The 20,906-nt window shown below is 71.8% G+C and carries 16 protein-coding genes; 4 read left to right on the top strand and 12 right to left on the bottom strand.

Annotated elements, in window-relative coordinates; genetic code table 11:
- Positions 1-92 precede the first annotated feature (92 nt).
- On the top strand, positions 93-1,565 hold the full coding sequence (locus FL311_RS00090; protein WP_141322750.1) for a hypothetical protein: 1,473 nt from the start codon (positions 93-95) through the stop codon (positions 1,563-1,565).
- Positions 1,566-1,613: 48 nt separating this feature from the next.
- On the opposite strand, the gene FL311_RS00095 is transcribed toward FL311_RS00090, so the two are convergent.
- The 9 genes from FL311_RS00095 to FL311_RS00135 are packed head-to-tail and all read right to left on the bottom strand — an operon-like array spanning position 1,614 to position 12,094.
- A complete protein-coding gene (locus FL311_RS00095; protein WP_141322751.1) occupies positions 1,614-2,660 on the bottom strand; it encodes an AAA family ATPase in 1,047 nt (348 codons plus the stop codon).
- Entirely contained in the window at positions 2,657-5,923 is a 3,267-nt protein-coding gene (locus FL311_RS00100) for a hypothetical protein (RefSeq protein ID WP_141322752.1), read from the bottom strand. The genes FL311_RS00095 and FL311_RS00100 overlap by 4 nt, the downstream gene beginning before the upstream one ends.
- Positions 5,923-6,189, bottom strand: a complete 267-nt coding sequence (locus tag FL311_RS00105) for a hypothetical protein (RefSeq protein WP_141322753.1) — start codon at positions 6,187-6,189, stop codon at positions 5,923-5,925. The genes FL311_RS00100 and FL311_RS00105 overlap by 1 nt, the downstream gene beginning before the upstream one ends.
- Complete coding sequence (locus FL311_RS00110; RefSeq protein ID WP_141322754.1) at positions 6,182-8,299, bottom strand: AAA family ATPase; 2,118 nt, start codon at positions 8,297-8,299, stop codon at positions 6,182-6,184. The genes FL311_RS00105 and FL311_RS00110 overlap by 8 nt, the downstream gene beginning before the upstream one ends.
- Positions 8,296-8,862: a hypothetical protein gene (locus FL311_RS00115; protein ID WP_141322755.1), complete on the bottom strand. Its 567-nt coding sequence runs from the start codon at positions 8,860-8,862 to the stop codon at positions 8,296-8,298. The genes FL311_RS00110 and FL311_RS00115 overlap by 4 nt, the downstream gene beginning before the upstream one ends.
- Positions 8,859-9,944 (bottom strand): hypothetical protein, encoded by a 1,086-nt coding sequence (locus FL311_RS00120; RefSeq protein ID WP_141322756.1) that lies wholly within the window; start codon positions 9,942-9,944, stop codon positions 8,859-8,861. The genes FL311_RS00115 and FL311_RS00120 overlap by 4 nt, the downstream gene beginning before the upstream one ends.
- Positions 9,941-10,567: a 4Fe-4S single cluster domain-containing protein gene (locus tag FL311_RS00125; RefSeq protein WP_228556585.1), complete on the bottom strand. Its 627-nt coding sequence runs from the start codon at positions 10,565-10,567 to the stop codon at positions 9,941-9,943. The genes FL311_RS00120 and FL311_RS00125 overlap by 4 nt, the downstream gene beginning before the upstream one ends.
- Before the next feature lie 24 nt (positions 10,568-10,591).
- Positions 10,592-11,386: a DUF4126 domain-containing protein gene (locus FL311_RS00130; RefSeq protein WP_141322757.1), complete on the bottom strand. Its 795-nt coding sequence runs from the start codon at positions 11,384-11,386 to the stop codon at positions 10,592-10,594.
- Between the two features lie 3 nt (positions 11,387-11,389).
- Entirely contained in the window at positions 11,390-12,094 is a 705-nt protein-coding gene (locus FL311_RS00135; RefSeq protein WP_141322758.1) for a hypothetical protein, read from the bottom strand.
- A 302-nt stretch (positions 12,095-12,396) separates the two neighbouring features.
- Here FL311_RS00135 and FL311_RS00140 point away from each other — a divergent pair, with 302 nt between their 5' ends.
- Together FL311_RS00140 and FL311_RS00145 are read left to right on the top strand one after the other, a co-directional pair.
- On the top strand, positions 12,397-13,002 hold the full coding sequence (locus FL311_RS00140) for a GNAT family N-acetyltransferase (RefSeq protein ID WP_141322759.1): 606 nt from the start codon (positions 12,397-12,399) through the stop codon (positions 13,000-13,002).
- A 132-nt stretch (positions 13,003-13,134) separates the two neighbouring features.
- Positions 13,135-14,922 (top strand): sigma 54-interacting transcriptional regulator, encoded by a 1,788-nt coding sequence (locus tag FL311_RS00145; protein ID WP_194868981.1) that lies wholly within the window; start codon positions 13,135-13,137, stop codon positions 14,920-14,922.
- A 10-nt stretch (positions 14,923-14,932) separates the two neighbouring features.
- Here FL311_RS00145 and FL311_RS00150 read toward each other — a convergent pair whose 3' ends face one another.
- Complete coding sequence (locus FL311_RS00150) at positions 14,933-16,291, bottom strand: hypothetical protein (protein ID WP_228556586.1); 1,359 nt, start codon at positions 16,289-16,291, stop codon at positions 14,933-14,935.
- A gap of 496 nt (positions 16,292-16,787) precedes the next feature.
- Here FL311_RS00150 and FL311_RS00155 point away from each other — a divergent pair, with 496 nt between their 5' ends.
- Positions 16,788-17,606, top strand: coding sequence for a ThiF family adenylyltransferase (locus FL311_RS00155; RefSeq protein ID WP_141322760.1), 819 nt, complete (start codon positions 16,788-16,790; stop codon positions 17,604-17,606).
- Positions 17,607-17,633: 27 nt separating this feature from the next.
- Here FL311_RS00155 and FL311_RS00160 read toward each other — a convergent pair whose 3' ends face one another.
- Both FL311_RS00160 and FL311_RS00165 read right to left on the bottom strand, forming a co-directional pair.
- The gene (locus FL311_RS00160; RefSeq protein WP_141322761.1) at positions 17,634-18,083 is read right to left on the bottom strand and encodes a DofA protein; all 450 of its coding nucleotides are present in this window, start codon (positions 18,081-18,083) and stop codon (positions 17,634-17,636) included.
- 374 nt (positions 18,084-18,457) lie between these two features.
- A complete protein-coding gene (locus FL311_RS00165) occupies positions 18,458-20,887 on the bottom strand; it encodes a penicillin acylase family protein (protein ID WP_305036135.1) in 2,430 nt (809 codons plus the stop codon).
- Between the last annotated feature and the right edge of the window lie 19 nt (positions 20,888-20,906).

The following is a 20,906-nucleotide window of genomic DNA, read 5'->3' on the forward strand; positions in this document are numbered from 1 at the left end:
GCGGACAGGCGCCTGCGACTTCGGGGCAGTTGTCCAGCCCAGGGTCGGTTCCCACCCTCGCTTCCTTGCTCTCTCGCGGGAGAGGAGGCCACATGCGCGCGAAGTCTGGCTGGGCGGTGATGTTGCTGGGGGCCCTGGGCTGCGGAGGACCGGAGGCGAGGGCGGAGAGTCCCGTGAGCACGGGGCAAGCGCCGCTGCTGGCACCGTCATGCCCGACCGGTGGCGCGCGGCGGGTGAAGGTCGTCATTCCCCCGGGGACGCCTGAGCCTCCGCCGTTCGCGGGGCTGTCACCCGCCGGCTTCGTGGGTGTGCAGGGCACGGCGTACTTCACCGTGAACTACCCCGACGGCGCCTCCGTGCTGTGGCGCACGCAGGGCACCGAGGGCAGCACCGCGCAGGTCCGCGCCTTCTCCGCGATGTGGCCCGAGCGTGCGCTGTCTCCGCGGGCGCCGCTCGGCGACAAGCTGCTGTTCACCGTCTACACGCCGGAGTCGGGCCGCGAGCCGTGGGTGTCGGACGGGACAGAGGTTGGCACGCGGCTGTTGAAGGACGTGACGCCCGGACCGGAGGGCACGGCGATGTCGCAGGTCTCCGTGTGGGGCAACAGCGCGTCGTTCTTCCGCACCCGGCAGGTGCTCACGCCGCCCCGGACGCAGGTGGAGCTGTGGCGCACGGATGGCACGGAGGCCGGCACGCGGATGGAGGTGAACCTGGGCGTGCTGAGCACGCTGTCGGAGAGATACGTGCGGACCACGAGCGCGCACTTCTTCTTCATGTCCAATGCGACGGACGGCACGTCGCTGTGGCGCACGGATGGCACCGCGGGCGGAACGGTCTTCGTCAAGAAGCTGGATGCCGGACAGGTCCCCGTGATGGACGTGGGCACCACGCAGGATGGCGCCGTGGGGCTGTTCACCCTGCTGGATGGTGGCAACACGGAGGTGTGGAAGACGGACGGGACGGCCGCCGGCACGGTGCGGCTGGAGACCTTCGGCAAGCGCATGCTGATGCTCGGATCGCTGGTCGGCTCGGTGTACCTGGTGGACAGCGCCTACCTGCCCATCATGACGCTCTCCAGCGTGTCGTTGGCGGGGGGCGGGAAGGCGAACGTCACCCAGTTGGAGAACCCATGGGGGAATGACCCGGATGCGGGGACCTACGTCCAGGGCGTCGTGCGTTCGGGGGACACGCTCTACTTCTCCGTCGCCATCGGGACGTCGGGTCCGGCGCCGCGCAGGGTGTGGCTGTGGGTGACGCAGGGGACGGCCGCGACGACGCGGCGGGTTCCCGCGGCGCTGAGCACCTCCGACGAGTACTGGTCTCCGCTCATCGCCGCGGACAATGGCGGGGTGGTGTTCACCGCGGGCGGCGAGGGCTCCTTCGCGGTGCCGTGGGTATCCTACGGCACCGACGAGACCTCGTCCGAAATCACCACGAGCCCGTCGCGCACGCATCTGGCGACCGCGTTCGCCCGGGTGGGCAACCGCATCTACTTCGGCGCGGGGGATGACACGGGCTACCACCAGCTCTGGGCCATGCCCTCGAACGTGAGCTGCACGCCGTAGCCGAAGGGACGGGAGCGGAGGGCAGGGCGCCTTCCGCTTCCGTCGTGCTCACGTCAGGCCGAGCAGCCGGGGCACCTTCTCCTCGAGCAGGTCGATCTCCTCCCGCGTCTCTCCCAGGTAGGAGAGGAGCTGGAGGTCCTGCCGCTCCACCGCGCCGCCGTGGAAGATCCACGCGCGCGTGCGCAGGAGCCGGTAGAGCTTCACGAGCTTGCGGTCGCTGATGAACACGCCGTCCTCGCGCGTCAGCGTCTGCACCACGCGGCGGAACTCACGCAAGAGCTCGTCGCGGAAGAACAGGTCGCGGTCTCTCAGCTCGCGTCCATCCGGCCCGGCCTCCTTGCGGCCCATCATCAGCGTCAAATAGCGGTGCGCCTTGAGCACGTCCTCCAGCGTGGCGTGCCCCTCCGCCCAGGGCTTCTGGTTCAGCTCGCGGTTCGTCTGCGACTCCAGGCCCGAGTCGAGCAGCTCCAGGAAGTAGCGGTCCTGTACCGGCCTGCACGCGGCCTTGAGGCAGAAGCGGTCCTTGAGCGCGCCCAGCTCCGCGTGCTCGGGCAGCTCGTTGGTGGCGGCGAAGAGCACCTTGAGGCGCACCGGCTGCGGCGCGCCGTCCTGGTAGAACTTGCGCTCGTTGATGACCGTGAGCAGCGCGTTGAGGATGGCGGAGCTCGCCTTGAAGACCTCGTCGAGGAAGACGAGCCGGGCGGTGGGCAGCTTGCCGCCCTCGCGCCGGATGTAGCGCCCCTGGCGCAGCAGGTTGATGTCGATGGGCCCCAGCACCTCCGACGGCTCGGTGAAGCGCGTCAGCAGGTACTCGAAGTAGTCCTCGGAGGGGATGCGCAGCGCCTCGCGGAACTTGAGCACCAGGTCCGACTTGGCCGTGCCCGGAGGGCCCACGAGCAGCAGCGGCTCCTGGGCCACCGCCGCCACCGTCATCAGGTCCACCAGGGGCTGCTTGCCCACGAAGTGCCGACCCAGCGCCTGACGGAAGCGGTTGAGTCGGTCTCTCAGCCCCTGGGCCTCGCGCGACAGCGCATCGAACGTCAGCGCGGAGATGGGGTCGGCGGCGGGCTCCTCACGCCGGGGAACACTGCTCATAGACGCTCCTCCAACTCCTGATGGATGCGTCGTCGCACCAGGAACTCATCCTCATCCAACCAACCACGCGCGCGCTCACCCGAGCCGCGCGCCACTTCCACGTGTCCCAGCACCAGCATGTCCGCCAGCTCCACCACCGAGAGGCAGAAGTGGCTGTTGGTGTTGTAGCTGTCGGTCACCAGGGGCAGCACCTCGGACAGGCGCGCCAGGCCCGACAGCGCCAGGTCCGCGGGCGCATGGGACAGCGCCCCCGCGAGGCTGCGCATCAGCGCCAGCCGCTCCGGCAGCGTGCCCTTCAGCGCGTCGAGCGCCTCGAACGCGGCGTCGAACACGGGCAGCGCCTCCTGCATGCGACCGACGAAGGCCATGCCGGACGCGACGCCGAGTCGCGCGGCCACCGGCGTCTTGGGCCGCGTCAGCAGGCCGCGCGTCGCCTCCACCAGGTCGCCCGCCTCGCGCGTCAGGCCCACCCGGCGCAGGCCGCGCAGGCTCGCCTCCAGGATGCCCGCGCTCCACGCGTGGGAGTCGGGCGGCAGGCCCACCAGCACGGTGCGCAGGCGTCCCGCGAAGGTGGTGGCGCGGTCCACCCGGCCGAAGAGCGCCGCCAGCGCGAGCGCGTCACCGAGCAGCCGCGCCTGCGCCTCGCCCGGCAGCGTGTCCACCGCGGCCACGAGCGAGTCCATCAACGGCAGTGCGCGCGCCAGCGGCAGCCGGGGCAGCGTTTCCAGCAGCCCGCCGATGAGCCGCTGCTTCTCGGCCGCGTTCAGCTTCGCCCCGGTGGCGCGCTGGACGAGCTGCCGCACCTCGTGGTCGACGACCTCCGGGTCGCGGATGTCTCGCAGCGCGGCGAACTCCTCGCCACGCAGGTCGCGTGTCCCGCGTCCGAAGGCGCGCGCCGGGTCCAGTCGCTCGCTGGGCTCCAGCAGTCCGGAGCCCTGGCGCAGCCGGTCCACCTTGTACCGCTGGAAGGTGGCCAGGGCGTTGAGCTCCGCGGCGATGTCCGCGGGGAGCGGCGTCTCCAGGGGCTCGCCCTCCAGGGCCTGCGTCACGCGCGCGCCATAGGCCCGGACGAGGAAGCCGTGGATGGGGTCCGACTTGGACAGCGCCGCCGTGGCGGACTCCACCAGCGTGCGCGCGTGCTCCGGCTGGCCCACCCGTGCGAGGCCGCAGGCGAAGACGAGGCGGACATAGGCCTGGGTGAGCGCGGTGGGGGCTTCCACCGACGAGCGTCGGCGCGTGGTGCGCTCGAAGCGGTCCAGGAGCGTCGTCAGGTGCGTCGCCAGCCGGGGCAGCAGCGCCGCGTCCGTGCCTCCGCGCAGGAAGAGCGGCACGTCGCGCGACAGGGAGAGGCCGCGCTGGAGCATCTCCTGCACCCGGTCTCCCGCCTTCGCGAGGCTCAGCGGATCTCCCCCCGCGAGCTTGTCCAGCGCCGCGCGGGACAGCCACAGCGTGCGCACGTCGAGCGCGGTGTCGTGCTTGTCCAGCCAGCGCTGGACCGTCGGGACGTCGCTGAAGGTTGCCCCGCCCGATGCGCGCGCCGCGTGCACGAGCGCGCTCGCGAGGCCGCGGACGTCGTCCTCCGACGGCGTGTCCCGGGTCAACAGCTGCTCGGGGGGCTGGCCATTGCGAGTCTCGGCGCGGGCCCAGCGCTCGGCCAGCTCGGTGGCCTCATCGCCCGTCGCGCTCCACAGCGCGCGGGTCCAGCACAGGGTCGCCTCGCGAGCGCGTCCGAGCTGCACCTGCAGCTCCGCCATGCGCACCCACAGCGCCTGTCGCTCGGGGGCATCGGCCGGGACGTCCAGCGCGAGGAAGTCCTTCTCCGCGCGGGCGAGCGCCTCTGCCGCCGCGTCCTGTCGCTCGGGCGCGAGGGGGACGAGCGGCGCGCTCGGGGCCTTCGTGGCCGCCTTCTTCGAGGCCTTGCGCGAGGGCTCCGCGACGGGCTCGGGCTCGGCGGTGTCATGGGCGCGGCGCTCCGTCCGCGAGGGCTGCGCGTCCTTGGGCTTCTTCTCCGCGGACGGGGCGCGCGAGGTGCCGGGAATCCACTCCCCGTCGGCGAGCTCGATGGCGTCGAAGTCGAACGTCGCGCCCTTCATCCAGGGCTCCAGCGCGACGGCGCTCGCGTCCACCACGTAGTCCACCCAGGAATCGAGCGGCTGGAAGGCCTTCTCGCAGATGCGCTCCGCGCGGAAGCCTCCGTCCCCCGTGGGGTGCAGCCACGTCACCGTCTCCGGCGTGGGGACGAGCAGCGCGCGCAGCCGCTCCTTGCGCACGGGCGGCTCCAGCAGTCCGTCGCACGGCAGGTACAGCTCCGCGACCTGCGGCAGCGGCGCATAGGCCATCGCGGACAGGCCCAGCGCCGGAGGCCGCTCCCGGCCGGCGCGCGCGCGCAGGATGATGCAGGGCGCATCCGGCGGCCCCGTCACCGCGAAGCGGAGCTGCGCGAGCACGGGCTCGGGCAGCGTGTGGACGAGCGACTCCACCTGGGCCACGGCGTTCTCGCGCAGCACCCAGAGGCTCGCGGCCTCGGTGCGCGCGGCGCGGGTGAGGCGCAGCGGGACGGACAGCCGGCCGGGCGCGGGGAGGGGCTCCCAGGCGCGCGCGGGCTCCGGGAGCCGCAAGTCCGTGAGCTGGTACAGGTCCAGCCAGGGGCCGTCCGCGGCCGTCAGCCACGCGCCCTCGCCCGGGATGAGCAGCACGTTGCCGGCGGCGGGCTGGAGCGTTCGCGCCAGCGGATGCACATGCCCCAGCTCCACCCAGACGGACGCCTGACCCGGGACGGCGGGGATGAAGGCGCGCAGCCCGCCCGCGCGGTCGATGGCGCCCGTGAGCGTGAAGTACGGAGGCGCCACCGCGCGCAGCAGCGCCCGCGAGCCCGCTTCGCCCTTCGCGAAGCAGACCTCCTGTCGGTCGCATCCCAGGCGCAGCAGCTCACCCGCGAGCGCGAGCAGCGCGTCCGCGTCGGCGGGCAGGAACATCACCGTGCCGGGGAGCACGCCCTCCAGCGGGACGCGGTGGGTGGGCAGCAGCTCCGCCCAGCACCGCACCACGGCTTCACCGCGAGGCGCCTTCGCGTCGACGCGGACGCCGAACGTGGCCAGCTCCGCGAGCGCGGCCTTCGTCAGCGGCGCGTGGGGCGTGACGTAGAGCAGGCCCTCGGCGGTGGCGCGGTGGTGGGCCGGCGCGGCCTGGACTTCGGGAGGGACGAGTCGGGAGGTCAGCGCGAGGTGGAGCGCTTCCCGGGTGGGAAAGACGAGCGTGGACATCAGGCCTTCTGGCTCACCTTCTCGGCGTTGCCGTCGGACGTGGACTCGGGGTTCGCGGTCTGACCGGAGGGCGTGTCGCGCTGGACGATGACCTGGCCCAGCTCCGACGCCTTCAGCGCGCCCCCGGCGATGAGCTGGTCCACGAGGCGGCGGTGCTCGTCCTCGTGCTCCATGGGCAGCGCGTCGGAGTCGCTCTCGTACTGGATGACGACGTCCTTGCGGCCCGTCTGGGGATTGACGAGCAGGCGGAGGATGAGACTAGCCATGGGCCGGCTCCTTCTTGGGCGCCGCCTCGGGCGCCAGGTGGACGAATGCCTCGCGGTCCAGCACCTTGCGCTCCAGGAGCAAGTCCCGCAGCGCGACGAGGCGGGGCTTCTCGCGGCGCAGGATGTCGCGCGCCCGGGCCCGCTGCACCTCGAGCACCTCCAGGATGGCCGCCTCCAGCGTGCCGCGCGTCGCGTCGGAGAGCGCGTGTCGGTCCGCGTTCCTGCCCGGCGCGTCGAAGCGGCGCACGGGCAGGCCGTCGCCGCCCATGCCCAATTCCTCCACCAGCTCGCGGGCGATCTCCGTGGCGCGCTCCAGATCATGCGCGCTGCCGATGGACAGGTCCTCGAGCAGCAGCGCCTCCGCCTCGCGTCCGCCGAAGAGCATGCAGATGCTGTCGAGCAGCTGCCCCCGGGTGACGACGTGGCGATGCGCGGGGTCCGCGTACTGCACGAAGCCGAGCGTGCCCGCCAGGTCCCCGCGGATGCTGATGCGGTCGATGGCGGGAGCGCTGGGGCAGAACAGCGCGCACACCGCGTGGCCGGCCTCGTGGGTGGCGACGACGCGCTCCTCGGTGGGCGTGAGCGCGGGCCGGTCCAGGTAGTCGGTGAGGGCGCGCTCGACGTCCACGGGCTCGGTGGGCGTCTGGGCGCCTTCACGCAGCCGGCGTCGCGCGAGCGCGCGGCACAGCGCCTGGATGTGGTCGCCGGAGAAGCGCGTGCCCGTGCCCTCGACGCGGTCTCCGGTGCGCTTCACCGCGTAGTCCAGCGCGCGCTCGGTCATGCCCAGGGCCAGCTTCTCGTTGTAGATGGACAGGATGGCCCGGCGGTCCGTGTTGTTGGGGTAGGGGATGCACAGCTGGAACTCGAAGCGCCCCGGCCTCAGGAGCGCGGGGTCCAGCGACTCCACGAAGTTGGTGGTGCCCACCACGAAGACGAGCTCCTCCTTGCGGAAGCCGTCCATCTCCGTGAGCAGCTGGTTCACCATCGAGTGCTCCACGCCGGAGCCCGTATAGGTCCCACGCGCGGAGGCGAACGAGTCCAGCTCGTCGAAGATGATGATGCTCGGCGCCGCCTGCCGGGCCCGGACGAAGATCTGCCGGAGGTTCTCCTCGCTCTCGCCCACCCAGCGGCTCTTGAGCTCCGGGCCGCTCACCACGAGCACCGCCGCGCCCAGCGAGGACGCCATGGCCTTGGCGAAGAGCGTCTTGCCCGTGCCCGGTGGGCCCCAGAAGATCATCCCGCGCGGGAGCAGCCCCTCGACGCGCTTGACCGCCTCCGGGTCCGACAGCGTGTCCTTGTGCGCGAGCACGTCGAGGATTTCGCGCTGGAGGCGGTCCTTCACCTGCGTGTAGCCGCCGATGTCCGCCCGCAGGTCCAGGTCCGGCACGTTCAGCGAGCCGCTCAGCGTGGCCGAGCGGAGCTGCGCGTACGCGGGCCGCGCATCGCTCGGATAGTCCTCGCCGGTGATGGCGCCGAGCAGCCGACGCAGGCGGACGGCGTTCACTCCGGACACGTGCTTGTAGAGCACGTAGGGCTGGAGGCCCCGGCCGAACTTGCGGCACTCGCGCTGGGTGACCAGGTGGCGCAGTCGCTCGCGGCTCACGCCGAGGAGGGTCTCCTTGTGCGGGAACAGGTTCTCGATGACCCGAGGCAGCGGGAAGGACGGGTCCTTGAAGCCGACCCAGACCATCTCCGGGTTCTCGTAGAGGAGCGGAATCACCTCGCGCGCCTCGGAGGTGAGCCCTCCGCTGCTGGTGGTGAGCAGGTCCAGGTGCGGCAGCACGACGATGCGCTCTCGCACCGCGCCGCGCACCGCGTCCCGCAGCTGGCCGATGAGCGTGGCCATCATGCTGGGCGCGGGCATGCCCGGAGGCGGCTCCGCGGCGGCGCGTCCGTCCAGATAGAGGAACTGCTTGCCGTCCTTCTTCAGCCTGTCTCGCAGGCATTTGTAGAAGTAGGGCGTCAGCTCCTTGTCCGCCTCCACCATGACGGGCAGGCCGCGCAGGAGCGCCTCGCGCGTGCGCTCCAGCTCCGCGGGGTACGCGGCCTCGACCGCCTGGAACGGCGTCAGCTCCGTGGGGAGCGAGTCCTCGGGGATGCGCTGGCTCATACGCGGACCTTGATGGTGAGCGAGCCCGTCGCCGCGTCCTCGTGGATCTCCTCCACCGTGCCGAGCTGGGACGCGCGCACCTTGAGCGCCTCCGCCGTCACCTTGTTGGAGATGGCGTCCAGCTCCGCCTTGAGGTCGCGCAGGCGGCCCTCCAGCTTGCGAGTGACCTCCTCGCGCAGCGCCTCCGTGGCGTCCTGGGCGCGGTCCTCCAGCTTCGCGCGCGCCTTCTCCCGGGCCAGCTCCTGCGTGGCCTCGGTGGCGGCGGGGGCATGACTGAGGACCTCGCCAACGGCCGTCAGCTCCACCTGCTGCTGGGCCGCGAGCGTGACGCTGACCTCGCCGGTGGTGACGTCCACGGCCACGCGCACGCCGTCCGCCTCTGTGCGCACCGCCACGTCGCCTTCCTGGACGAAGCCTCGCGCGGCGAGGTCCGCGGCGAGCAGGCCCGCCGTCTCCTCGCGCGACAGCAGCGGCAACAGCTCCAGCCTGGAGCACACGCCGTCGTCGGCGTGGACGATGCGGTTGAGGGACTCGGAGACGGAGATGCGATAGGCGCGGCTCATGGGGCGCTCCCGGTGAAAGTCGGAGAGGCCCCGTCCTCGGGGGCCTCGGAGGAAACCATCAGGTCCGAGCCCAGCTCTCGCTCCCGGTCCGCCGCGAGCCGGAAGCCCGCGTCGCCGAAAGAGGACCACTCGGAGAGCAGCAGCTGGGCGTCATCGTGATCATCGTCGAAGAAGCGCACCGCGCGGTGCTCCTGGTCCCACCGCGCCAGTCGGGCCAGGGCACGCAATCCCGCGCCAGCGCCACGGCGTGCCTCGACCTTCGCGCCCAGCGGCGCGCGCGGCGACAGGTGGGCCACCCAGCGGGCCGCGGGCTGGTCCACGAGGGGGCGCAGCGCGTCCAGCAGGAAGCCCGCGAGGTCTCTTCGGCGCGCGCGGTCCAGCGCATCGAAGAAGGCGTCCAGCACCCGCGTCTGCGACGCCCCCAGCTCGACGAGCTCCCGGGGTTCGATTCGCCGGCTCTTGGACTCCTCCATCTTCCGCCAGCGCAGGGCCAGCTCGTCCTGGACGGCCTCCAGGAGCCAGCCACCCTCGGCGAGCAGCGGCGCGAAGTCGTCGGCCGAGAGCGAATCGGACACGGAGGCGAACACGTCGGGGAACCCGAGCCGGCACAGGGCGGAGCGGCGGAACTGGGGCTCCTTGCCCAGCGCCGGCGCGCAGGAGGTCCCCGCGAGCATCCGGCAGCACAGGTACAGGAGCAACTCATCCGCGAGTGTCGGGGGCGCGTCGACGTCCAGGGGGCGGTGGTCGGGGACGGTGAGCGGCTGCTCCACCAGCCAGCGCAGGGTGTGGAAGCAGAGCGCGGAGAAGTGGAGCGGGCGGGGCGGGTGTCGCTCCCAGAGCCGCGTCGTTCCGGAGGTGGAGGGCAGGTGACGGCGCTTGCGACCCCCGCCCATCCGCGCGAGGGCGAGCACGGTGCCCTTGGACAGCAAATCCCTCAACGCGGAGAGCGCCGCGGGGCCGAGCTGGGGAGGACAGACGTGACTGCCCCGGAACAAGTCCTCCACGGCCACGTAGGGGCCCTGGCCCAGGATGGCGCGCGCGAGCGTGAGCAGCCGGTGCTCGGAGGGCGAGACGCGCGTCATGGGCGCAGCCGGTCCGCGAGGTCGGGCCAGCCGTTGACGATGATGCGCCCCTCGATGAGGTGGACCTCGGCCGTGTTCGGCGCGGTGAACGTCGGGTCCTCCGGGGCGTAGCGCGGGGTGAGGAAGTGCATGACCTGGTTGCGGGAGCCGATCCACCGCCGGCGCGTCTCCGGCTGGTCCTTCTCGTAGCGCCCATCCACCAGCAGGTCCAGCGAGGCGAGCAGGCGCTCGACCCCGGGGCGGCCCTGCGCCTTCAGCTCGGCCAGCGTGTAGCCGGTGAAGACGAGGGTGCTGAGCCCGCCGGCGCGGACGCGCTCACACAGCTCCGCCACGGCGTCCGCTTGGGAGAAGGGCTCGCCGCCGAGCACCGTGAGGCCCTCGATGCCGGGCGTCGCGAGCACCCGGGCCGCCATGGCTTCCACCGTCACGACGGTGCCGCGCTCCACTGCGAACATCTCCGGATTGCAGCAGCCGGGGCAGCGCAGCGGACAGCCCTGGACCCAGAGCGCGAAGCGGCGGCCAGGGCCCTCCGCCTCGGTGCGAGGAACCTGCTGGGCGACCCGGAGCACCGGGCCGGTCGAGGACGTGTCCGGGCTCGAGGACATGGCGGAGGGGCGCAGCATGCCAGGAACGGCGCGGGCCGCGCATCACCCCAGTCGGGAGGGGAGCTTGCCGCCGCCGCGCCGCACGCTCGGGTCCGCGTGGGAAACACCGGAAGTCCCGGTGCCCAGCGCGTTCTGGAGCGCGTCCCGCATCCGGCCCGCGAGCCGCAGGTCCAGCGTCCGGGCGACGGGCACATCCGCGTGACACTTCGGACAGCGCGAGGCCTCCTGTCGGATGCGCGCGCCACAGCCGGCGGGGCAGGGGCGCCGGCCACGTGCCTCCAGCCGGTAGGCGAACCAGCCGGCCACGGCGCAGGCCAGGGTGAACAGCAGGACGAGCACCAGGGCGAGCGGGGCCCAGAGGATGGCGACCGCCGCGAGTCCCAGTCCGAAGCAGTCCTCGATGCGCAGGAGCCACTTCCGGGGGCGCAGGACCTCCGTCTCCAGTTGGTCCACGCGCGTGTGCAGCCACTGGCGCAGCGACAGCGTGGACACGGCGACGAAGGCGCCCACCGCGCCCACGGCCCAGGGCGGGAGATTCTCGGTGCCCACGCCCACGGAGGCGAGCGCCACCGTGGCGCCGCTGCCCGCGCTCAACGCGAACTGCGCGAGGCCGAGCACCATGCGCAGGTCGCTGTCGCGCTGCGTGTACATCTCGAACGCGAGCAGGGCCACCATGGCGCCGAGCGCCTGCGGCGTGGCGAGCCACGTCAGCTCAGGAGGCAGCGTGAGGTACTGCGCATGCGCGGCCAGCGCGAGCAGCAGCAGGCTGCCTCCCGCGCGAGTCCCCGAAGCACCGCTCAGGCCGATGGCCTGCGAGACGAGGGCGTACGTGAGCATCGCTCAGCCTCCCACCGGCATGACGAGGAACTCCTTCACGAACCCCAGGGACTGGAGCACGTAGAGCACCAGCAGCACGGACGCCGTGGTGAAGGCGAGTAGCAGGAGCATCCACGCTACGAGAAGCCCCAGCTCCCACCAGGCGACGGGCACGCCCCGGGCTTCGCGTCCGGTCTGCCACGCCAGGTAGCGACGCGCGAAGAGCCCCGCCACGGCGACCTGTCCCGCGCTCAGCGCCACCTTCGCCAGCGCGCCCAGGCCGGGCACCAGCGTCAGGAGCTCCAGCAGGAGGACGGACAGCGCCACGAAGCATCCCGCGGCCAACCGCAGCGTCCAGCGTGCGACGAGCTTGCGCTGGAGCGAGAGGAGCTGGAGCGCGGGCGTCACCAGCGTCACGCGAAGCCACACGAGCGCGGCGACCAGGAGGAACGACGTGAGCAGCGGCACCCAGCTGGCCACCAGGGCCGCTGCGGCGACGCCCGCCACCGCGACGCTCAGGCGCACCGTGGCGCGCTGGGTGGCGAGCTGGTGGAGCACCTCCCGGTCCTCGGGGCTGGGCAGCGTGGCCTCGGCACAGCGAGGGCAGGGGCGGCCGCGCAGCGCGGTGCCTCCCGGAATCCGCTCGGCGCAGCGCCGACAGCGTCCGCCGAGCAGCAGCGCGAGCTCGTGTTCCTCGCCGCGAGGGCTCGCGGTGGTGGTCATCGTCAAGATGGGACTCCCCCTCATCTGCGTGCGCGCATCATGCCCCGAACCCGCGAGCGAGTCAGGTCCGGTCTCCGAACCCCGTCGCGACCTCCCATGTCGACAGGTCCGTTACCGGGAGCGTGCTCACTGAGGGAGGGGCCTTCCTGCCGTCTCGCCAGCCCATGTCGACTGTCGCTCCGGCCGTCGCGCATGCTGAAGAAGAGCCCTCGGTCCTCTCGTCATCCCATGGCCATGCCTCCTTTCGCGAGGGCGCACTTGCCGAGTGAGGCGCTCCCCTGTCTTCTCTCCCTCTGGAGTCCTGCTCGATGAAGGATGCACCGATGCGCTTTTCGCCCGTGTCGCTGTCGCTGAAGGAGGGTCGTCCCTGTCTCATCCGGGAGGCGACGGCCGAGGATGGCCCCGCGTTGTTCGAACTGGAGCGCGCCGTCGTCCAGGCTCGCGAGGGGCTGGTGAAGCTGCCGGACGAGCTGCCCGCGGACGCGGCCGCCTTCACCGCCCGACGTGAGGCCGGGGGGCTCCACCGTCAGGACGGCACCGCGTTCCCACTCGTCGCCACCGCACCCGGAGGCGCGCTCCTGGGCGAGGCCTCCTTCCTGAGGCCGAGCTACCGGATGCTGCGCCACGGCGGCGTGCTCGGCATCGGCGTCCACCCCGACGCCCAGGGCCTGGGCGTGGGTCGCGCGCTGATGCATCACCTGCTCGCGTGGCTGCGCGCCCATCGTGACGCGAACGGAGACAGGGTCCACCGCGTGGAGCTCCAGGTCCGGGGCGACAACCCCCGCGCCCTGGCCCTCTACCGCTCCTTCGGCTTCGTCCTCGAGGGCACCCGCCGCGACTTCCTGCGCACCGAGGAGGGCGTCTGGGTCGACGACCTCCTCATGAGCCTGCTGATCCACCCCGAGCGGCCCTGAGTCGCCTTCCACCCTCACGCAGCCACCGGGCTTGCCCGCACCGCCCCTCGACGACCGGACGGCGACATTGTCTTTCCCCTGCCGCCGCAATTTCCCAGCAAGGCTTCATCCGTGAAGTAGACTGCGGGCGTCATGACGCGGCCTGTGTCCGCCTACGCCCCTCGAAGCGAACGCAAGCCGTTGTACGTGAAGGTGGTGACGCAGCCCGCGCTCCCCGGGTGCTGGGCCGTCAACATCAGCGAGACCGGCATCGGCCTCATCGCCACGCCGCGCGGCCCGCAGGAAGGCCCGTGCGAGGGCGAGTCCGTGGAGCTGTCCTTCTCCCTGCCGGACTCGGGCGAGCACATTCGCGCCCGGGGCGACGTGCGCTGGCGGCACGAGACGGGCGGCCCGGTGACGGCGCTCGGCGTCTTCTTCCACGCCTTCGAGGACTCGGACGGGGTGAAGCTGGCGCGCTACCTGGCCACCGCGCGGCTCCACGTGGTGGTGGCGTTCGCCAGCGACGAGGAGGCCCAGGACGTGCGGGCCGCGCTCGAGGGCCAGGCGGTGCCGCACTTCGCGTCGAGCGCCGAGGAGGCCCAGGCGCTCCTGGCCCGTGGCGACGCGGCGGCGCTGCTGGTCTGCGGCCGTGACGAGGAGCGCGCGCTGTCGTTGGTCGCGGGGCTGGGCACGCCGGCCGAGGACGTGGGCCTGTCCTCCGCGGGGCCCCCCTCCGACCTGACCTCGCGCATCATCTACTGCGCGCCCGCCGCGCCCGAGCGACTGGTGGCCCTGTTCAACGCGGGGCTCGTCTTCCGCGCGCTCGGTGAGTCTCCTCCTCCCGAGGCCGTGCTCCAAGCCGTGCTCCAGGCAGGCCGCGAGCGGGGCGTGCGCACCGAACAGTGGCGCATGGCGCTGGAGCTCGAGCGCAACCTCCTGCGTGAGCGCGCGCTGTCGCAGGCCCTGCCCTCGGTGTCAGGGGCACGGGGTGAGGAGGAGGTGGGCCTTCGCAGCGCCGCCATGCAGCGGGTGATGGAGATGGTGCGACTGGTCGCCCCGCACCGCGTGGCGGTCCTGCTGCAGGGCGAGACGGGCACGGGCAAGGAGGTGCTCTCGCGCATCGTCCACCGTCTCAGCGGGCGAGGTGAGGCGCCGCTGGTCATCCAGGACTGCGGCGCGCTCACGGAGACGCTGCTGGAGAGCGAGCTGTTCGGCCACGTGAAGGGCGCCTTCACCGGCGCGGTGGCGGACCACCCGGGCCTGTTCGTCCTGGCCAACGGCGGCACCATCTTCCTGGATGAGATCGAGAACACCACCCCCAACCTGCAGGCGAAGCTCCTGCGCGTGCTGGAGACGGGCGACGTGCGTCCGGTGGGCGGCACCCAGGTGCGCCACGTGGACGTGCGGGTGCTGGCCGCGAGCAACAAGGACCTGGGCGAGGAGGTGCGCACGGGGCGCTTCCGCGCGGACCTGTTCTACCGGCTCAACAGCTTCACCATCGACATCCCGCCCCTGCGCGAGCGGCCCGAGGACATCCCGGAGCTGGCGCGCTACTTCCTGGGCCTGTTCAACCGCACCCTGCGCCGCTCGGCCAGCGGCATGTCCCAGGAGGTGGAGGACATGCTGCGGGCCTACCCGTGGCCGGGCAACGTGCGCGAGCTGCGCAACGTGCTGGAGCGCGCCGTGCTGCTGTCTCGGCCGGGGGAGGTGGTGTCGCGCCGGCTGTTGCCGCCGAGCCTGGCGTCCGTGTCTCCGCCCCGGAACGAACTGGCGGGAGACGGCTCCCTGCGCGCGCGACTGGAGCGGGTGGAGCGTGAGCTCATCCGCGAGGCGCTCGAGCGCCACGGCGGGGTGCTCCGACGCGCGGCCATGGCGCTGGGCATGGACCCGGTGACGCTGGGTCGCCGGGCCCGGCGCCACGGCCTGTGGAAGCAGGACTGACGTCCGGGCGTCAGTGGGCGCGCACCCACTGGAGGATGGGGCGCCACACCCGCTGACGGGCGCTGGTCGCGAGGAACAGGTCCGCGTGACCGAAGTCGAGCGCGCGCGCGGCCACCGGGTGGTCCCTCACGACGAGGGACACCACGTCGTTGCTCCCCAACAGCGACGTGGAGAACACCCCGTACTCACCCACGCCGCCGCCCGCACCCACGTACAGCACGGGCAGCTTCACCTGGCTCAGCCGGTCGTCGTAGGGCACGTCCAGCCCGCACGTCCACGCCTCCGACTCCACCACCTCGTTGAGGCTCTGGTAGGGCGCCGCGCGCTGGGCGTACTCGTAGAGGTAGGCCTCGGACGTGTACGTCAGGCTGCCCGGCAGTCCCGTCTCGTCCGGCTTGCCCGCAAGCAGGTGGTAGCCCGGGGAGAGCGGCTCCAGCGGCTTGAGCAGCGCGCCCGTGGCCGCGGCGGAGACGATGGCCGCGCGGCGGTTGGTGGGCCGACCCGTGCCGGGGCCGAAGACATCATCCGGCAGGAGCGGGGACGGCGCCGACGGCGCCAGGGCCGCGAGCTGGCCAATGGCCTGCAGCGTGATTCCCGGCGCCGCGCCGAGCAGCCCACCCTCGTGGATGCCCGAGTCCCGCCGGGCCTTCAGCGCCGCGTGACGCCCGCACGCCCAGGCCTGCTGCTCCGCGTCCCGCGGGGCATGCCGCATCACCATGTCCACGGGGATGAACCCATCCACCTGGCGCAGCCCCCTGGGCAGCCGCGCCTCGTCGTTCAGATAGGCATACGCGACCATGGCGCCCCGGCTCCACGCGAGCAGGTGCAGCGAGCCCAGGCTGCCATTCGTCAGCCGCAGCGCCTTGGCCAGGAGGATGCTGGCGCCCAGGTCCTTGGCGTGCGTGCCCAGGTTCCACCCGGCCATGAAGGAGAAGTCCTGCTGCCCCGCGGGCACGCCCACCCACCGCATGTCCATGCCCCACACGTCCACGCCCTCCTGGGCCAGGTACGCGGCGATGGACTGCTCGCGCGGCACGTGCGCGGAGCCCACGCTCGACAGGAACGCGGCGTCGAAGCCCCACGCGTCACCGTGCAGCATGAACACCGCCCGCTGCGTCCGTGCGGGCCACCAGGGCGCGTTCTCCCGCACCACGCGGTGCACCGTCACCACGTCATGCTCGCCGGGCCCCACCTGGAGCTCGAAGCGGTAGTGCGCCAGGTCTCCGAAGAGCACCTCTCGCGTCGCCTGGCGCGCGGTGGCGGGACTGGCCACGCCCAACAGCTCCGCGCTGTTCGTCGCGAGCGCCTCCGTCGCGCTGTCCCGCAGTGCCTCCGGCGTGGCGGGCGGCTCGGAATTCCCACAGCCCAATGACAAGAATGTCAGACAGACAAGAAGGCTGAACCTCAAACGCATAGAGACCTCGAATCGAAGAAGAGGGTTCGGAGGAGGCCGCGCGTCGGTGTCCTGGCTCCTCCGTGCCGTGTCACCCGCTGAGCAGAATCCACGCCAGAGTTTGAACACACGAAACTCGCGGAGTGTCTCCTATCCCTGGACTTCACGCCTGGTGTCCACTGTGAAGCAACCGTCTGACATGCCCTGGCGGGTGTGGTGGGAAGGACCCCGCTTCACGACTGAAGCAGGCACATCACGGGTGTGGTGCGAGGCTGACGGCTGGGGCCGTTGGACGTGCCGAGTGCCGTGCGCCGGACACCCTCCCCGGAGGAGGCGGACTGGTGAACATCCCGGGGCGCCAGCCCCTCCCGGGAGCGGGGGACGAGGACCACATCGACGGGCCCTGGGATGACGCGAGGGCGACACGTCGCACGCACACCTCGACGCTCCCGGGAAAGAAAGGGGAGGCGTCATGGTGGAGCCCCGTTTCGAGCGCAATCTGGGAGTGGTGAGCGCCGAGGTGATGGCGCGTCTGGCCCGCACGCACGTCCTGGTCGCCGGGGTGGGAGGGGCCGGAGGCCAGTGCGCGGTGGACCTGGCGCGGCTGGGCGTGGGGTGCCTGACGCTCGCCGACTTCGACACCTACGAGGTCCACAACATGAACCGGCAGGTGGGGTGCTTCGAGAGCACGCTCGGCGCATCCAAGGTGGACGTGGTGGGGCGCATGTGCCTGGACATCCACCCGGACCTGCGCCTGCGGCTGGTCCACGAGGGCATCACCGAGGACAAAGTCACCGACGTGCTGGCGGGCACCCAGGTGCTGCCGCCGGTGGACTACGTGGTGGAGGTCATCGACATCGCGGGCGCGCGCGCGAAGCAGGCGCTCCACAAGGCGTGCCGTGAGCGCGGCGTCCCGGCGATGACGGGGCTGATGCTGGGGTTCGGGGCGGCGTTGCATGTCTTCCAACCGGATGCCCCGCTGTACGAGGAGCTGTACATCCTTCCGGATGGCCGCGTGGACCTGCCGGCCATCATCCCGCATCTGGGTGACTACCTGCATCAGGCCGCCATGGAGGCGTGCTTCGCGGGCAAGGGGCCCGCGCCCACCTGTGTCGTGGGGGCCACCACCGCGGCGGGGATGATGGTGAGCGAGCTGATGCGGGGGGTGATGCTCGGCGCCCACACCATGGTGTCGTGGCCGGAGTACCTCTACGTGGACCTCTTCGACCACCGCTACGTCAAGGCCCGCGCCCGGCCCCGGAGCGAGGAGCCCGCGCGCCAGCCCGCGTGAGGGCGGGCCGACGCGCGTGCAGGTGGCTCACACCACGCCGCGCCTTTTGGCCTCCTCGATGACCCGGGGCCCGTCCACGCCCAGGGTGTCGGAGAGCAGCGGCGCCACCTGCTCGGCGCGCTGGTGCACGCGCTGGAGCGTCTTGTCGTAGGTGCGCGTGACGATGTTGATGCCGGCGATGATGACGCGCTGGAGGTTGTACTGCAGGTCATTGCCCTCGACGATGGCGTGGATCTCCGTGAACAGCGGCCGCGCATCCGACTGGAACGCGGACAGGTTCGAGCGCTGCTCGCTGTTGGGGACCGCGGACCTGGAGGACAGGCTCGCCACCAGCACCAGGGGGGGCTCGGGCCTCGCGTGGGCGTCGCGCATCTGCTGGAACACGCGCTGGATGTCCTGTGGGTCGGGAGGGGACTCCCACCGCAAGAAGAAGACCCTGTCGATGATGGCTGTCTTGAAGACGGGTGTCGTCGTCATGGTGCACTACCGCTCCTTCGCAGTACCGGTGCCCCCGGGGCCGTTTCACCGCGTGCTGCTGGCGGTGCCGGGCGGTCTGCCCGCGCATCCTGGGTTCGCCCCGCCGTGACGCCAGCCGCCCACGAGGGCGGGCATCACCCGCTCGACACGGGGCTCGTCCCCGCGTCTGGCCGAGTGTCGCCCCGAGGTTGCCCGCGCCCCCGCCGCTGTCGCGTGGTGGACTGCGGGCTTCCAAGGGCCGGCCCTGGAAGGTGCGGGGCGGTGTCCCCCACGCACCTGAAAAAAGAAGGCCCCCGCCGTGGAAGGGCAGGGGCCTCGGGTGCTTCAAGGGGGCGCTGCCTCACGCGAGGAGCGAGCGCCCGGACGGCTTGGGGCTAGTTGCCGGAGATCTTCGTCTCCTCGACCTTGGCGGCGTTGATGGCCTCCTCGGTGAAGACGATGTTGCGCCACTGCTTGTTGGAGAACAGCTCCGTCTGGTCGGCGTAGTACGGCGAGCTCTTGTCGCTGGACTCGCTGTAGGTCAGCACCGCGCGGCCCTCGACGCCCGTGTCGGTGAAGCCCATGGCCATGATGAAGCTGCTGCCGTTGTTGATGACGTAGCCCTGGTCCGTGAGGTTGGTGCGGGAGTTGATGACCGTGCTGCCGCGCACCGCGCTGTAGTCGGAGTCCGGCGTGGTGGACTTGAGCGTGCCCCACGACACGATGTTCGCCGTGCCGTCGTAGCTGCCGCCGCCGTGGATGGGGATCTTCTTGCCGTCCACGCGGGTGGAGTACTGCGACTCACCCAGCGGCGCGTCCACGGGGATGCCGGCGACCTGCAGCCGGTAGACGGCCGCGGCCAGGGCGAGCAGCACCGGGTCCGAGCCCGTCGCGGGAGCGGCCGCCAGCGTGTGCGGCGTGGCCAGGGGCTCCTCGGCGTTGAAGGGCACCGCGAACAGGGTGCCGCCGTTGGACAGCGTGCCCATGGTGTGGTGACCGGAGAACTCGCGGAACAGCGCCGCGCCGCGGCTGTCCGCGTTGAACAGGCCGTCCCAGGCCGTGAGCGCCGCGCAGCCCGCGCGGATGTCGATCTGCGTGGTGTTGTACTGCACCGTCGTCACGCCCGTGCAGCGCGCCACCACCTGGTCCTTGAGCAGCTCGGAGACCATGCCCCGGTTGCTGAGGATGGCGTTCTCCAGCTCCGCCACGGTGAACTTGTTGTCCGCGCCCGACGCGCCGTTCTCCTCCATCAGGAGCTTGGCGTTGATGCGCGTGCGCGGCGTCTGGCCCACGTTCTCCAGGCCGTGCATGGGGGAGAAGCCCGTGAGCGGCTGATTGGGGTTCGCCAGCCAGTAGCTGTCGTTGGCGTTGAAGACGAAGTCGCGGCGGGCGAGCTTGGGCACGCCGCTGAAGGGGACCAGGCCGGGGCCGCGCGCGCCCTCGGCGTCACGCCACTCGTTCTCCGGGTTGCTGCCGTCGAGCAGCACCAGGCCCATGCTGTTCCAGATGGCGGCCGTCGTCGGGTCCGCGCCGGCGGAGGCCGCGCGCCAGGTGCCGATGGCGACGGGCGACAGGTTGGGGGTGGGCGTCGCGTCGGTGTACCAGACGTTGCCCGCGCGGTCGGCGGCCATGGTGTTCACCCAGGGGATGCCCTGGACGGTGGCGTAGACGTTCTGGAACTCCTCCAGGCTCTTGGCCCGGTTCATCCCCACGAACTGGCTGACCAGCTGGGTGTTGTCCAGGTTGGCGTCGCGGTAGGTGAGCACCGACTGCGCGGTCCACGGCGCGGTGCCGGGGATGACGATGACGGGGCCGTAGTGGCTGCTGTAGAAGCGCTGGGTGATGTGCGTGAGCGAGCCTTCGGGCAGCTTCACCAGGATGGTGATGTCCTGGGCCACCATGTCCCGCTCCTCGGTGCCGTACTTGTAGCGGGTGGGGTTGCCGGGGACGAGCTGCAGCCCGTAGAGCGTCATGCGCTGGCCGGAGGAGAACGTGTGCGTCCAGGCCACGTGCTCGTTGAAGCCGATGAGCACCGCGGGCACCCCGAGCAGGCCCACGCCGTAGACGTTGAGCTGACCGGGGACGGTCAGCTGGCTCTCCCACAGCTTGAGCTCGCCCTCCCAGGGGAAGTGCGGGTTGGCCACCACCATGCCGCGGCCGTTGGCCGAGCGGTCCGCGCCGATGGCCCAGCCGTTGCTGCCCACGCTGCTCCACTCGGGGCGCTCCACCTTGAAGCTGCCGGGGGCGGGGCGGCCCTCGCTGCCGGCGCCCGGGATGGGGGGCGTGGCCGCGGCGATGGCGAGGATGAGCTGGTAGCTGCTGCCTGCGAGGCCCACGCTGATGTCATAGGCCAGCAGGTCCACCGCGCTGATGGGCTTGACCCAGGGCGCGTTCGTGCAGGGCGCGGGGAGCTTGTCCGGCGGCGTCTCCTTCACGTAGCGGTTGAAGCCGGCCACGTAGCCGTTGAACATCTCCTGCACGTCCGTGGGCAGCTTGGGGAAGGCGGCCTCCGCCTTCTTGTCCAGCGCCAGCACCCGGTAGCCGAAGTCGCTGCCCGCGTAGGTGTTGCCCGGGCCCGCGCCCAGGTAGCGGGCGCGCTCGCCGCGGACCTTCAGAATCTGATCCGACAGGATGCAGACGTGGTCCTTGGCGAAGGCGAAGCCCTGGCCATAGGACAGGCTGCCCAGGTCGTCCGCGATGATGTGGGGGATGCCATGCGCGGTGCGGCGGATGGTGGCCTCGTACTTCGCGGGCTCCTCCGGCGCTGGCGGGGTGGGCTTTCCGTCATCATCCTCACCACAGGCGGTGGCGAGCGCCAGGCTCACGCCGGCGAAAAGGGTGAGG

The sequence above is a fragment of the Myxococcus sp. AB025B genome, assembly GCF_006518215.1.
Lineage (GTDB): Bacteria > Myxococcota > Myxococcia > Myxococcales > Myxococcaceae > Myxococcus > Myxococcus fulvus.